Source organism: Sporichthyaceae bacterium, from assembly GCA_036269075.1.
GTDB lineage: Bacteria > Actinomycetota > Actinomycetes > Sporichthyales > Sporichthyaceae > DASQPJ01.
Genome location: DATASX010000038.1, coordinates 21,489 through 34,866 on the forward strand (window position 1 = coordinate 21,489; position 13,378 = coordinate 34,866).

The 13,378-nt window shown below is 69.9% G+C and carries 14 protein-coding genes; 9 read left to right on the forward strand and 5 right to left on the reverse strand.

The genetic code is table 11. From position 1 onward, the window contains the following. The first annotated feature begins 53 nt into the window (after positions 1-53). The 4 genes from atpD (at position 54) to VHU88_08005 (ending at position 2,862) form a co-directional block, all read left to right on the forward strand. The gene (gene atpD / locus VHU88_07990) at positions 54-1,475 is read left to right on the forward strand and encodes a F0F1 ATP synthase subunit beta (protein HEX3611610.1); all 1,422 of its coding nucleotides are present in this window, start codon (positions 54-56) and stop codon (positions 1,473-1,475) included. Beyond that, positions 1,475-1,882 carry an ATP synthase F1 subunit epsilon gene (gene atpC / locus VHU88_07995; GenBank protein HEX3611611.1) on the forward strand — a complete coding sequence of 136 codons (408 nt, stop codon included), beginning with the start codon at positions 1,475-1,477 and terminating at the stop codon, positions 1,880-1,882. Before atpD ends, atpC begins: the two co-directional genes overlap by 1 nt. A gap of 103 nt (positions 1,883-1,985) precedes the next feature. Beyond that, positions 1,986-2,210 (forward strand): hypothetical protein, encoded by a 225-nt coding sequence (locus VHU88_08000; GenBank protein HEX3611612.1) that lies wholly within the window; start codon positions 1,986-1,988, stop codon positions 2,208-2,210. Next, positions 2,203-2,862: a hypothetical protein gene (locus tag VHU88_08005; protein HEX3611613.1), complete on the forward strand. Its 660-nt coding sequence runs from the start codon at positions 2,203-2,205 to the stop codon at positions 2,860-2,862. The genes VHU88_08000 and VHU88_08005 overlap by 8 nt, the downstream gene beginning before the upstream one ends. Positions 2,863-2,905: 43 nt before the next feature. Here the strand turns inward: VHU88_08005 and VHU88_08010 are convergent, their stop codons facing one another. Further along, on the reverse strand, positions 2,906-3,493 hold the full coding sequence (locus tag VHU88_08010) for a cob(I)yrinic acid a,c-diamide adenosyltransferase (protein HEX3611614.1): 588 nt from the start codon (positions 3,491-3,493) through the stop codon (positions 2,906-2,908). Between the two features lie 98 nt (positions 3,494-3,591). Between VHU88_08010 and VHU88_08015 the strand changes: the two genes are divergently transcribed. From VHU88_08015 to murA, 4 genes are all read left to right on the forward strand, one after another. Next, positions 3,592-4,689: an ABC transporter substrate-binding protein gene (locus VHU88_08015; protein HEX3611615.1), complete on the forward strand. Its 1,098-nt coding sequence runs from the start codon at positions 3,592-3,594 to the stop codon at positions 4,687-4,689. A 13-nt stretch (positions 4,690-4,702) separates the two neighbouring features. Beyond that, positions 4,703-5,572 (forward strand): amino acid ABC transporter permease, encoded by an 870-nt coding sequence (locus VHU88_08020; GenBank protein HEX3611616.1) that lies wholly within the window; start codon positions 4,703-4,705, stop codon positions 5,570-5,572. After that, a complete protein-coding gene (locus VHU88_08025) occupies positions 5,569-6,342 on the forward strand; it encodes an amino acid ABC transporter ATP-binding protein (GenBank protein ID HEX3611617.1) in 774 nt (257 codons plus the stop codon). Before VHU88_08020 ends, VHU88_08025 begins: the two co-directional genes overlap by 4 nt. Positions 6,343-6,406: 64 nt before the next feature. After that, complete coding sequence (murA, locus tag VHU88_08030) at positions 6,407-7,681, forward strand: UDP-N-acetylglucosamine 1-carboxyvinyltransferase (protein HEX3611618.1); 1,275 nt, start codon at positions 6,407-6,409, stop codon at positions 7,679-7,681. Between the two features lie 31 nt (positions 7,682-7,712). Here the strand turns inward: murA and VHU88_08035 are convergent, their stop codons facing one another. From VHU88_08035 to VHU88_08050, 4 genes are all read right to left on the reverse strand, one after another. Further along, positions 7,713-8,732: a hypothetical protein gene (locus VHU88_08035; GenBank protein HEX3611619.1), complete on the reverse strand. Its 1,020-nt coding sequence runs from the start codon at positions 8,730-8,732 to the stop codon at positions 7,713-7,715. 82 nt (positions 8,733-8,814) lie between these two features. Continuing rightward, entirely contained in the window at positions 8,815-9,888 is a 1,074-nt protein-coding gene (locus VHU88_08040) for a hypothetical protein (protein ID HEX3611620.1), read from the reverse strand. Between the two features lie 110 nt (positions 9,889-9,998). Continuing rightward, the gene (locus VHU88_08045; GenBank protein ID HEX3611621.1) at positions 9,999-11,054 is read right to left on the reverse strand and encodes a hypothetical protein; all 1,056 of its coding nucleotides are present in this window, start codon (positions 11,052-11,054) and stop codon (positions 9,999-10,001) included. 67 nt (positions 11,055-11,121) lie between these two features. Beyond that, positions 11,122-11,454, reverse strand: a complete 333-nt coding sequence (locus tag VHU88_08050; GenBank protein HEX3611622.1) for a hypothetical protein — start codon at positions 11,452-11,454, stop codon at positions 11,122-11,124. Between the two features lie 88 nt (positions 11,455-11,542). Between VHU88_08050 and VHU88_08055 the strand changes: the two genes are divergently transcribed. Next, positions 11,543-13,378: methylmalonyl-CoA mutase family protein (locus tag VHU88_08055; protein HEX3611623.1), on the forward strand; the 1,836-nt coding region annotated here is incomplete at its 3' end.

Below are 13,378 nucleotides of genomic sequence, written 5' to 3' on the forward strand. Positions count from 1 at the left end.
ACAACGGGTAAATGACGTCGGGTACGCGAGATGCAGGAACAGAAGGAGCACCGGTGACCACCACCACCACCGAGAACATCGGACGGATCGAAGCCATCCAGGGCGTTGTCATCGAGGCGGTGTTCCCGGACAAACTGCCCGAGATCTACCACGCGGTGAAGATCCGGCGTCCGGCCGGCGCGGTCGAGGGGGAGTTCCTGGTCTGCGAGGTCCAGCAGCATCTCGGTGACGATCGCATCCGCGCCGTCGCGCTGGACACGACGGACGGCCTCGCGCGGGGTACCGAGGTCATCGACACCCGAGCCCCGATCCGGGTTCCGGTCGGCCGGGAGACGCTGGGTCGGATCTTCAACCTGCTGGGCGAGCCGCTGGATGAGGGCAAGCCCATCTCGGAAGACGTCGAGCGTTGGCCGATCCACCGTGACGCCCCCACCATCGAGGCGGTCATGCCGACCACCGAGATGTTCGAGACCGGGATCAAGGTCATCGACCTGCTCGCGCCCTACGCCAAGGGCGGCAAGGTCGGGCTCTTCGGCGGTGCCGGCGTCGGCAAGACCGTCATCATCCAGGAGCTCATCAACAACCTGGCCCAGCAGCACGGTGGTCTGTCCGCGTTCTGCGGGGTGGGCGAGCGCTCCCGGGAGGGCAACGACCTCTGGTTGGAGATGAAGGAATCTGGCGTCATCGACAAGACCATGCTGGTCTTCGGTCAGATGAACGAGCCGCCGGGTGCGCGTATGCGCGTGGCCCTGACCGGTCTGACGATGGCGGAGTACTTCCGCGACCAGGAGGGGCAGGACGTGCTGCTCTTCATCGACAACATCTTCCGGTTCGTCCAGGCCGGTTCCGAGGTCTCCGCGCTGCTCGGCCGCATGCCCTCCCAGGTGGGTTACCAGCCGACGCTGGAGTCCGAGATGGGCGAGCTGCAGGAGCGGATCACCTCCACCCGCAAGGGTTCGGTCACCTCGGTCCAGGCGATCTACGTCCCCGCCGACGACCTCACCGACCCGGCGCCGGCCTCGGCCTTCGCCCACCTCAACGCCACCACGGTGCTCTCCCGGTCCATCGCCGAGAAGGGCATCTACCCGGCCGTCGACCCGCTGGACTCCACCTCGACGATCCTGAAGGCGGACATCCTCGGCGCGGACCACTTCAACGTGGCCAACGAGGTCAAGCAGGTGCTCCAGCGGTACAAGGAGCTGCAGGACATCATCGCCATCCTCGGTATCGACGAACTCTCCGACGAGGACAAGATCGTCGTCACCCGGGCCCGCAAGCTCGAGCGATTCCTCTCCCAGCCGTTCTTCGTGGCCGAGCAGTTCACCGGTACGCCGGGGGTGTACGTCCCGATCGCGGAGACGATCCGCGGCTTCAAGGAGATCCTCGCCGGCACGCATGACGACCTGCCGGAGCGGGCCTTCTACATGAAGGGCACCATCGACCAGGTGGTCAAAGACGCGCGCGGCGATTCCTGATGGCGCACGCCAAGTTCCCGACGAAGATCCTCACCCCGGAGGGTGAGGTCTTCAACGGCGAGGTGGAGATGGTGTCCACCCGCACCACGGTCGGACTGATCGGTGTGATGGCCAGGCACGCGCCGCTGTTGGCCACGCTCGAACCGACCGAGCTACGCCTGCACAAGGGCGAGGGCGAGGTGGAACGGTTCGCGCAGTCGGAGGGTTACCTGCAGGTCGGCGACAACCAGGCGTTGCTGCTGGTCGAGGATGCTGTCCCGGTGGCCGGCCTGGACGCCGAGACGTTGCGCGAGCGCCTGCGGATCGCCGAGCAGCAGATCGCGGAGTCCGGTGAGGACACCGAGCGGCGCCGCGCAGCCGTGCGCGACAAGAAGCGCTGGGAGCTCTTCCTCAGCCTCGCCGGGTAGCCGGGACTCGACAGATCGTCGGTTCGCGACCGGCTGTGTTGCCATTGGCGTCGGCCGGGTGCGGACGTACGATCGCAGGGTCACCTGGATCGAGGAGTCGCCGATGTCGAGGCTGATTCGCATGGACCACAGCGGTCACACGACGCTGGCGGAGTGGTCGGTCGACGATTTGTCGGCGATCGAGGCCGCCGTGACCGCGTTCCGGGAGGAGCTGGGCCGCGGCTCGATCGCGATGGTCACGACCGGACCGGGCGAGGCCGAGATGGTCCGCGAGCTGCCGCTCGGCGCCGATCTGGTGATCATGCGTCGGCCGATTGCCGGTGGCTGAACCGTCCGCGGCAGGCACGCTGCCCGAGCTCGAGGCGGTCCCGTGGCGGCCGCTGGTCGATGATGCCGCGCTGCGCCGGACGGCGTCGCTGTGGACGCTGACCACGGTCGGGCACGTGGTGCCGTTCTGTCTCGTCGCGGCCGTGCTGTTCTACCTGCAGCCGCTGACTTTTCCGATCGGACTGCTCGCCCTCGCGCACGCGTGGGTGATCCCGGAGCTCTACGCCCAACGCGGCGCGGGCGTGGTGAAGCCGCGGTTCCGTCGCCCGCAGCCGGGGGACGCGGACGGGGAGCGCACGGCGTTGGGACTGCTCGGAGATCTTGTCGGCCACGACGCCCGCGCCGGCTACGAGCGCACCGGACTGGTGGGTGAGCCCGGCGCCTTCGGGGTGTGGCTGATCGCGCCATCCGGCGCGTTCCTGGTGCGCCGGGGCGGCCGGCGCGTGCTCTGCTACTGCGTGCGCGTGCCGGAACCGCATCTGCCGCCCTCGGACCACGTCGCGCACCTGCTGCTCGCGTTGCGCACGGACGAGCGCGGATTTGCGACACTCGCGAACTGCACGTTTGCCGGCGCGCGCTGGCGGGTCCGGCGTCGGCTACCTGCCCCCATGCGGCCCGCGCTGGACGCGGCTGGGCGCCTCGCCCGCATCTGACGCAGCGTCAGCTCGGCGGAAACGCCGGCGCCGGCCGGCGGCCTCAGCGGTTCGCGCCGGGCACCCAGAGCACGTCGCCATCGGGGTTCGCCGCTCGGCCGAGGATGAACAACAGGTCGGACAGCCGGTTGAGGTACTTGGCCGGCAGTGGGCTGGTGCTGTCCGGGTGGGCCTGCGCGGCCGCCCAGGCCGCGCGCTCGGCCCGGCGGGCCACGGTGCGGGCCACGTGCAGCAGCGCCGCGCCCGGGGTGCCGCCGGGCAGGATGAAGCTGCGTAGGTTCGGCAGATTCTCGTTCCACCGGTCGCAGGCCGCCTCGAGCCGTTCGACGTCGGCCTCGGTGATGCGCAGGGGAGCCCCGGAAGAATTGTTCACAGTGGCCGGGTTCTCGACGATCGGGTTGCACAGGTCGGCGCCGACGTCGAACAGGTCGTTCTGAATGCGCGTCAGAAGCGTTACCAGTTCCGGATCCAGGTTGCCCAGGGCAATTGCGACGCCGATCGCGCTGTTCGCCTCGTCGACGTCGGCGTACGCGACCAGCCGCGGGTCGTTCTTGTCCGTCCGGCTGAAGTCGCCGAGCGCGGTGGTGCCGTCGTCGCCGGTGCGGGTGTAGATGCGCGTCAGATTGACCATCCGCGCAGCTTAACCGGGGTGCGGTGTTACCCGTCGCGGCGATCTTGAGGAATAACCTTGGGATCGAGATTCCCCGGACCTCGATCAGGGAGTGGATCATGCGCCCCGGTACCAGTCGTGCCCGCAGCAGCGTGGCAGCCCTGACAGCAGTTCTCCTGATTCCGTCGTTGGCCGCCTGCGGCAGCAAGGGCGGGGGCGGCAGCACCGCCGGCGCGCCGGCCTCCTGCTCGCTGGGATCCGGTGGCACGGCCACGGTGTCCCCGAGTGTGGAGCCGACCACGACCGCGCTGGGCGGACCGCTGCCGACGGTGACCGCGGACCCGAAGCTCACCGCGATGGTGCCTGCCGGGCTGAGCCGGTCCGGCGTGATGACCGTCGGCACGGACTCCACCTACGCGCCGGACGAGTTCCTCGCCGCGGACGGCCACACGGTGCAGGGCTTCGACATCGACCTGCTCAACGGGGTGGCCGCGAAGCTCGGCCTGAAGACCTCCTACCAGTCCGCGACCTTCGACAGCATCATCCCGGCCGTGGAGAGCTGCAAGTACGACTTCTCGGTGTCCTCGTTCACGATCAACGCCGACCGCGAGAAGGCGGTCAACATGATCAGCTACTTCTCCTCCGGCATGCAGTGGGCCCGCAAGACCGGGAGCACCGCGATCGCCTCCATCGACGAGGCGTGCGGCAAGCGGGTCGCGGCGCAGACCGGCACCACCGAGGCCGACGACCTGGCGGCCCGCTCGAAGACGTGTACGGGCGCGAAGAAGTCGGCCATCACGGTCGACCTGTACCAGAACCAGTCCGACGCCACCGCCGCCGTCGTGTCCGGGAAGGACGACGCGATGAGCGCCGACTCCCAGGTGACCGCGTACGCGGTGCAGCAGACCGGCGGCAAGCTGGCCACGCTCGGCCCGATCTACGCCTCCGCGCCCTACGGCTTCGTGGTCAAGAAGGGTGAGGAGACCTTCGCGGCAGCCGTCTCCGACGCGGTCAACGCGATGATCGCCGACGGCACCTACAAGGCGATCCTCGACCACTGGGGCGTCTCCTCCGGCGGGATCGCCAAGTCGGAGGTCAACCCCGACGTGACCGTGGCCTCCAGCACTCCGTCCGCGACGCCGTCGAGCTCGGCATCGCCGAGCGGCTCGGCGAGTCCGACGAGTTCGGCCTCGGCATCGGCCTCGGCGCACAGCTAGGCGTGTCCGCCAAGTGACGCAGCAGCCTGCGACCGGCCCCGCGGTAGTCCCGGTCCGGCACCCGTGGCGTTGGGTGTCGGCCGGGGTCATCACGGTCCTGGTGGCGATGTTCGTGCACATGCTGGTCACGAACCCGGCCTTCCAGTGGGACTTCCTGGTCCATCAGATGTTCGGCCGACCCGTGCTGCACGGTGCACTCGGAACAGTCGAACTGACGGTGCTCTCGATGCTGATCGGAATACTCGGCGGCGTTGTGCTCGGGGTCATGCGGCTCTCGCCGAGCAAGCTGATCGCCGGCGTCGCCTGGGCCTACATCTGGTTCTTCCGCGCCGTGCCGCGGTTGGTGCTCGCCATCCTGTTCGGCAACTTCGGGATCCTCTATCCGAAGTTCTTCCTCGGCATTCCGTTCGACCACCAACTCCTGTCGCTGTTCGGTCTGGGCGACTCGAACCTTCGTTTCTTCGGGATCGAGTCCCGGACGATCGGCGCAGGTTTCTTCGCGGGCGTGCTGGCGCTGGGTCTGTCCGAGGCCGCTTACATGGCCGAGATCGTCAGAGCCGGAATTCTGTCGATCGACCCTGGTCAGCGTGAGGCAGCAGCTTCGCTCGGGATGGGCCGGATGATGACCATGCGGCGGATCGTGCTGCCGCAGGCGATGCGGGTCATCATCCCGCCGACCGGCAACGAGACGATCGCGATGCTGAAGGACACCTCGTTGGTGGCGTTCACACCGTGGGCCGGAGAGCTGTTCTTCCAGCTGAACGCGATCGGCGCCCGGACGTTCCAGGTCTTCCCGCTGCTGGTCGCGGCTTGTCTGTGGTATTTGGCCATCTCCAGTGTTCTGATGCTGGGTCAGTTCTTCCTCGAGCGGCGATTCGCATGACCGAGTCGCGCCGGCCGATGGTCCACCTCGAGGCCGTCCGCAAGTCCTTCGGCCGCAACGAGGTGCTGCTCGGCGTCGACCTGACTGTCGGGGCCGGTGAGGTGTGCTGCGTGATCGGCCCCTCCGGCTCCGGGAAGTCGACCCTGCTGCGGTGCATAAACCACCTGGAGAAGGTCGACTCGGGTCGGGTGCGGGTGGACGGCTCGCTGATCGGCTATACCGAACGCAACGGGCGCCTCTACGAGCTCAAGGAGGCCGAGATCGCGGCGCAGCGCCGCGAGATCGGCATGGTCTTCCAGCGGTTCAACCTGTTCCCGCACCTGTCCGCGCTGGAGAACGTGATGGAGGCGCCCTGCCGGGTGCGCCGGGAGGACCGGGCGACCGTGCGGGCCAGAGCCGTCGCCCTGCTGGAGCGGGTCGGTCTGACCGTCAAGGCCGACGCCCGGCCCGCGGAGCTGTCCGGCGGTCAGCAGCAGCGGGTGGCCATCGCGCGGGCGTTGGCCATGACGCCGAAGGTGATGCTGTTCGACGAGGCCACCTCGGCGCTGGACCCGGAACTGGTCGGCGAGGTCCTCGACGTCATGCGCGGCCTGGCCCGCGACGGCATGACCATGGTCGTGGTCACCCACGAGATGGGCTTCGCCCGCGAGGCCGGGGACCAACTGGTGTTCATGGACGGCGGGGTGATCGTCGAGGCCGGGCGCCCGCGCGAGGTGCTGGCCAACCCGCAGCACGAACGGACGAAGGCCTTTCTGTCCAAGGTCCTTTGAGCCACTGCGACGAGCGAGGCAGTGGGAGAGGGCCGGGGCGCTCCGCCCCGCATAACATTGCCGGGTGGACAGATTCCGGGTGGTCGGTGGCGCGCGCCTGGTCGGTGAGGTGCGGGTGGACGGCGCGAAGAACAGCGTCCTGAAACTGATGGCCGCGGCCCTGCTGGCACCGGGGCGGACCACGTTGCACGAGGTCCCCGACATCCTCGACATCCAGTACATGGGCGCGGTCCTGAAGCGGCTGGGTTGCGAGGTTGAGGTCGGCACCGGCTCGGTCGTGATCGACGTCCCGGAGAAGCTGGACCACGAGGCCCCGTACGAGTTGGTCTCGCGGCTGCGGGCCTCGATCTGCGTCCTCGGCCCGCTGGTCGCCCGGTGCGGACGGGCCAAGGTGGCCCTGCCCGGTGGCGACAACATCGGCTCCCGCGCGCTCGACATGCACATCGCCGGGCTGGCCAAACTCGGCGCGGAGACCGAGTCCGAGCACGGCTACATCATCACCACGGCCGAGTCCGGGCTGACCGGCGCGACGGTGTGGCTGGACTTCCCCAGCGTAGGCGCCACGGAGAACGTGCTGATGGCCGCGGTCCTGGCCGAGGGCACGACCGTCATCGACAACGCCGCGCGCGAGCCGGAGATCATCGACCTGGCCGACATGCTCAACCAGATGGGTGCCAAGGTCGTCGGCGCCGGATCGTCCACGATCGAGATCGAGGGCGTGTCCAACCTCAGCCCGACCGTCCACCGCACGGTGCCCGACCGCATCGTGGCCGGCACCTGGGCCGTCGCGGCGGCGATGACCCACGGCGACGTGACCGTCCGCAACGCCAACCCGGCGCACCTGGAACTACCGCTGGACAAGCTGGTCACGGCAGGTGCCGACGTCGAATGGCTCGAGGACGGCTTCCGGGTGTCGATGAGCCGGCGGCCGGAGGCCGTCGACATCATGACCCTGCCGTACCCTGGGTTCCCCACCGACCTGCAGCCGGCCTTCATCGCGTTGAACACGATCGCCTCGGGTGCGGCGATGGTCACCGAGAACGTCTTCGAGGCACGGTTCATGTTCATCGACGAGATGGTCCGACTCGGCGCCGAGATCAAGACCGACGGGCACCACGCGGTGGTGCGCGGGCGGGAGCGGCTTTCCGGGGCGCCGGTGCGGGCCCACGACATCCGGGCCGGCGCCGGTCTCGTGCTGGCCGGGCTGGTCGCCGAGGGCGAGACCGTGGTCAGCCGGGTGCACCACATCGACCGCGGCTACGCCGGGTTCGTCGAGAAGCTCAACGGCCTCGGCGCGACCGTGCTGCGTGAGGACGATCCGGACACGTTCGAAGGCTGAGAACCCGGCCCGCCAGTGATCTGACGGGCCGTCAGTCGTCGGAGTGCCAGGGATAGCCCTTCAGCGCGGACCAGTCCGGTCCGCTTGCCGACGCCGCGTTGTAGAGGCTGGCGCCGATCGCTCCGTGGCGCTTGGCGACGTCCAGGAAGCGCCAGACCTCGGCGCCGGACGGCATTCCGCGCCGGCCGCCCTCGGAGGCCATGTTGTAGGCCTGTCCGATCACGTGCACCGGGCGGTAGTCCGACAGGGCTTCGATTGCCTCGGCGGTCGCGGAGCCCGGCTCCCGGCACGACCAGTAGACCATCGGCGCGAACGCGTCGACGTAGGGCGCCTCGGCGGCGTAGGGGTAATAGCTGCGCTGGTACTCGGTCGGGTTCATCACGGTCGCGACCACGGGCATGTTGCCGGCCGCGCTGCGGACCCGCGACAGGTACACCTTGATCCGTTGCGCCGAGAGGTAGGTGCCCTCGCCGCCGGTCTCGATGTCCGGGCTGAAGGCGTCGATGTGCTCGCCGCCGAACTCACCCTCGATTACGTGCCGGGCCCGTGCCGCGTCGGCCACCGGGTCGGACAACTTCGGGGTGTCCCAGGCGACGACCGCCAGGCCGCGGTCGTGGGCGATCGGCAGCAGTCGCTCCAGCAGCGGTCCGCCGTACCAGCCCGAGGTGCTCCCGCCGACGCGCACCCAGATCTGGCGCAGCCCGGCCGCCTTGGCCTGGCTCACCGAAGTCTCCACATCGACCTTCGAGCCCGGCCAGACGGTCCACCACATGCCCTTGCCGTCCAGCACGCTCAGGTCCGCGTGATGGTCCTCGACCTCCACCGGGTCCGGCAGGTCCTGGCCGTACACCCTGGGGTCGGCCTTGGGCTGCTCGGGGCGACCGCCGCCCGCTGTCTCTCGCGCCCGTTGGCTCGCGGTGCAGGACGGGTGTACCTCGTGCGCGGGCAACGGGTAGAGCGACGAGGGTTGCGACGTCCGGTCCGGGGCCGCCAAGCCGGTGCTGGGTGCGACAAGGGCGGCCACCAGCGCCGCGGTCAGGGCTATTGCCATGTGTTGAAATTACGTACGCACGACAAGACGTCCAGGTGGTTTGCCCGGAATTGACTGTTTCGAGGGTTTGGCCGCGTTTGTCCTAGTTTGCTACCCCCCACGGGTAGGCGCCGAGCGCGGCCCACTCGGCGGCGGTGGCAGTCTCGGCGTCGAAGAGGCTCGCCCCGATCGCGCCGGCCGAGCGGGCGACGTCCAGGAAGCGCCACTCCTCGGGCCCGGTCGGCATCCCGTGCCGGCCGCCGTCCTCACTCATGTCGTAGGCCTGGCCGATCAGGTGCACCGGCCGCAGCCTGGCCAGCACGGCCAGGGCGGCGGCCGCGGCGACGCCCGGCTCGGTGCACGACCAGTAGATCATCGGGGCGAACGCGTCGACGTAGGGCGCCTCGGCCGCGTACGGGTAGGACGCCAACTGCCGGGCTGTCGGATTCATGACCGTGGCCACCAGTGGGATGTTCCCGGCCGCCGCCCGGATCAACGACAGGTACAGCGCGACGCGGGCCACAGTGAGGTAGGTGCCTTCGTACTTGGTCTCGATGTCCGGGCTGAACGCGTCGATGTGCTGGCCGCCGAACGTGCCGTCCAACGTCCGGTCGGCGCGGGCAGCGTCGGCCACCGGGTCGGACAGCGACGGGTAGTCCCAGGCCACCACCGCGAGGCCGGCCGCGTGCGCGGCGGGCAGCAGTGCGCTGAGGATGTCGCCGCCGTACCAACCCTGGTTGGTGCCCCCGACGCGCACCCAGACCTGGTGCAGGCCGGCGGCTTTGGCCTTGGCGACCCAGGCGGCGGCGTCGATCCGGCTGGTCGACCACAGCGTCCACCACATGCCCTTGCCGGCCAGCGGCGCGAGGTCGACCTTGCGGGGGAGCGCCGCGACCGGCGCCGGCAGCGTCGCCTCGGCGACCTTCGGGGTGTGGGTCAGCGAGTCCTCCGAGCCCTCCGACGGCGGCAGCGGGCAGGGCTGGGGCTGCGCGGCGGCGGCGGGCAGCGGGTAGAGCGGGTGGCCGGGCGGGATGACGGCCGGGACCACGACCGGGCCCGCCGTTCGGGCCATGGCGGTCGGCGCGGTCGGGCTGCTTCGCGGGTTTGGTGCGGCGATCGCGACCGCGCCGCTGATTGCGAGCGCAGCCGCGAGCACGGTGATCACGGCTGGGCGCATGATCGGGAACCTAGGGCCCGGGAAGCGCGCCGGTCGGGTTTTTGCCGACGGTGGACCGTTTTGAACGGGGAATTCCGGTTCCCGCAACGGTTCGCCGCGCGGGCGCGGCGTCAGTCCGCGTGGTGCCAGGGGTAATTGCCGAGCGCGCTCCACTCGCTGTGGCTGGCGTTCTCCGCGTCCCAGAGGCTGGCGCCGATCGCCCCGTGGCTGCGGGCGACGTCGAGGAACCGCCACACCTCGGCCGCGCTGGGCAGGCCGCGTCGCCCGCCCTCGGCGGCCATGTTGTACGCCTGCCCGATCGGCAGCACCGGCCGCAGGCGGCCCAGGTAGGAGATCGCATTGGCCGTGGCGGCGCCGGGCTCGGTGCACGACCAGTAGACCATCGGCGCGAACGCGTCGACGTAGGGCGCCTCACTCTCGTACGGGTAGTGGGCCAGGGCTGCCCCGGTGGGGTTCAGGACCGTGGCGATCACCGGCATCGAACCGGCTGCGGCGCGGACCCGGGAGAGGTAGGCCCGGACCCGCTCGGGCGAGTCGCGCGTTCCCTCGGCCGCCGCCTCGATGTCCGGGCTGAACGCGTCGATGTGGCGGCCGCCGAACGTGCCCTGGATCGCCCGGGCGGCGCGGGCGGCGTCGGCGGCCGGGTTCGACAGGGTCGGGTAGTCCCAGGCCACCACGGCCAGCCCGGCCCGGTGGGCCGGCGGCAGGAGGGCGTCCAACAGGGGCGTGCCGTACCAGCCCTTGGTGGTGCCGCCGGTGCGCACCCAGATCTGGTGCAGGCCCGCGGCCTTTGCCTCGCGCACGGCTGCGGTCGCGTCGAACCGGGTGCCCGGCCAGGTGGTCCACCACATGCCCTTGCCGGACACCGGCGACAGGTCGACGCTGCTGGACCGGACCGGCGAAGCGCCCAGAAGCCGGGGCACTGCCCGGACCGCCGTGCTCGCGCCGAGCGTGCGGGTCAGGGCGCGGCCGCGGCGGTGCGTGGTGCATTGCGGCTGGACCGCGTGCATGGGCAGCGGGTACAGCGCGGGCGGCGCCGCGGTCGGTCCTGCGGACACAGCCGCCGCGCCGTGTGCGGGACCGACCCCGGGGGCCGGGGCGGTAGTCGCCGCACCTGCGGGTGCGACCAACGCGGCAATCATCGCCGCGACCAACGTGAGGGCCATGCCTTGAAAGTACGTGCGTCCCCGCACGGACCAGTGGAATTTTCGGGTTATTGACTGATCTGTTGGCTTATTCCGATTCGCCCGGCAGCGCGTCGCGGGCGCGCTGCGCGTCGTCCGGGAAAACCATCAGACGCAGGCCGGCCTGGGTGGTCGCCAGGGTGTTGCGCACCCCGATCGCGTCGAGCCGCGCGGCGAGCCTGCGGCCGGTGGTGAGATCGGTCGGGGCGGCGATCGGGATCAGCAGTCCGTAGTCGGTCTCCGAGCCGGAGCGGGTCCGCCCGGACAGCAACGTGTCGCGCCGGGAGGACCAGGCCCACCGCAGGATCAGGGCCAGGACGCCCACCATCGCGAAGGCGATCACCGGTCCCCACAGGTACGAGGGCCCCGACGTGTCCGGCATGCCGGCATTCTTCCCCGGCACACAGGTGCCGCTTTCGGTTACCGCTGAGTATCATCACGACGAGACCTACTGCCGCACGGAGGTCATCGTGGAGCGCGAAAAGCCGTGGTTGATCCGCACGTACGCCGGCCACTCGTCGGCGGCGGAGTCCAACGCCCTGTACCGGCGGAATCTGAGCAAGGGTCAGACGGGTCTGTCGGTGGCCTTCGACCTGCCGACGCAGACCGGTTACGACCCCGACCACGTGCTCGCCCGGGGCGAGGTCGGCAAGGTCGGGGTGCCGATCGCGCACCTCGGGGAGATGCGTCAGCTGTTCGACGGCATCCCGCTGGACCGCATGAACACGTCGATGACGATCAACGCGACCGCCATGTGGCTGCTGGCGATGTACCAGGTCGTCGCGCAGGAGCAGGCGGCCGCGGCCGGGGGCGACCCCGAGGCCGTCCTGGCACTGCTGGCCGGGACCACGCAGAACGACATCGTCAAGGAGTACCTCTCCCGCGGGACCTACGTGTTCCCGCCGGCGGCCTCGATGCGGCTGACCGTGGACACGATCGCCTACACGGTGACCCGGGTGCCGAAGTGGAACCCGATCAACATCTGCAGCTACCACCTGCAGGAGGCCGGTGCGACCCCGGTGCAGGAGTTGGCGTTCGCGCTGTCCACGGCGGTGGCCGTGCTCGACGCCGTGCGCGACTCGGGGCAGGTGCCGGCGGAGCGCTTCGCCGAGGTCGTCGGCCGCATCTCGTTCTTCGTGAACTCCGGGGTGCGGTTCGTCGAGGAGATGTGCAAGATGCGCGCCTTCGGACGGCTGTGGGAGCAGGTGACCGAGCAGCGCTACGGCGTCACCGACCTCAAGGCCCGCCGCTTCCGCTACGGCGTCCAGGTCAACTCGCTCGGGCTGACCGAGGCGCAGCCGGAGAACAACGTGCAGCGCATCGTGCTGGAGATGCTCGGCGTCACGTTGTCCCGCGACGCGCGGGCCCGGGCCGTCCAACTGCCGACGTGGAACGAGGCGCTCGGCCTGCCGCGGCCGTGGGACCAGCAATGGTCGCTGCGCATGCAGCAAATCCTCGCCTACGAGACGGACCTCCTGGAATACGGCGATATTTTTGACGGCTCGCCGTCAGTGGCGGCCAAGGTCGCCGAGCTCAAGAGCGCGGCAAAGGAGGAACTTGCTCACATCGCGGCGATGGGCGGCACTGTCGCCGTAGTCGAATCCGGTTATCTCAAGCAGCAACTCGTCCAATCGAACTCACGCCGCGTCGAAGCGATCGAACGCGGCGAGCAGATCGTGGTCGGCGTCAACCGCTTCATCGAGACCGAATCCTCGCCGCTGGCCGAGGCGGCCGATACCGTCCTCACCGTATCGGCCGAGGCCGAGACTGGCCAGGTCGCGCGCCTGAAAGCCTGGCGCGCCGCGCGTGACGACGCACTGGTTGGCCGAGCGCTCGAGGCCCTGCGCGCGGCGGCCCGAAGCGGCGTCAACATCATGCCGGCCTCGATCGCCTGCGCCAAAACCGGCGTCACCACCGGCGAGTGGGGCTTTGCCTTGCGTTCGGTGTTCGGCGAGTACCGCGCGCCGACCGGCGTCGGCACCGCCATGCGCAACGATGCCGAGGGCCTCGACGATATCCGCGCCGAAGTCGACCGCGTGTCAAAAAAGCTCGGACGCCGCCTGAAGGTCTTGATCGGCAAGCCCGGCCTCGACGGTCATTCCAACGGCGCCGAGCAGGTCGCGGCCCGCGCCCGCGATTCCGGCATGGACGTGGTCTACGACGGTATCCGCTCGACCGCGCAGGCCATCGCCGCGGCAGCCGCCGAGCAACGCGTCCACGTCGTCGGTCTCTCCATCCTGTCCGGCTCGCACATGCCGCTGGTGCGTGACGTCATCGCGCGCCTGAAGGCTGCCGGCCTCGACGGC

Bases quoted from the DNA above. Each gene is read 5' to 3' on its own strand.
- VHU88_08040 (HEX3611620.1), bottom strand. From the start codon at position 9,888: ATGCGCCCAGCCGTGATCACCGTGCTCGCGGCTGCGCTCGCAATCAGC.
- VHU88_08045 (HEX3611621.1), bottom strand. From the start codon at position 11,054: ATGGCCCTCACGTTGGTCGCGGCGATGATTGCCGCGTTGGTCGCACCC.
- VHU88_08035 (HEX3611619.1), bottom strand. From the start codon at position 8,732: ATGGCAATAGCCCTGACCGCGGCGCTGGTGGCCGCCCTTGTCGCACCC.
- VHU88_08010 (HEX3611614.1), bottom strand. From the start codon at position 3,493: ATGGTCAATCTGACGCGCATCTACACCCGCACCGGCGACGACGGCACC.
- atpC (HEX3611611.1), top strand. From the start codon at position 1,475: ATGGCGCACGCCAAGTTCCCGACGAAGATCCTCACCCCGGAGGGTGAG.
- VHU88_08050 (HEX3611622.1), bottom strand. From the start codon at position 11,454: ATGCCGGACACGTCGGGGCCCTCGTACCTGTGGGGACCGGTGATCGCC.
- VHU88_08025 (HEX3611617.1), top strand. From the start codon at position 5,569: ATGACCGAGTCGCGCCGGCCGATGGTCCACCTCGAGGCCGTCCGCAAG.
- VHU88_08000 (HEX3611612.1), top strand. From the start codon at position 1,986: ATGTCGAGGCTGATTCGCATGGACCACAGCGGTCACACGACGCTGGCG.
- VHU88_08015 (HEX3611615.1), top strand. From the start codon at position 3,592: ATGCGCCCCGGTACCAGTCGTGCCCGCAGCAGCGTGGCAGCCCTGACA.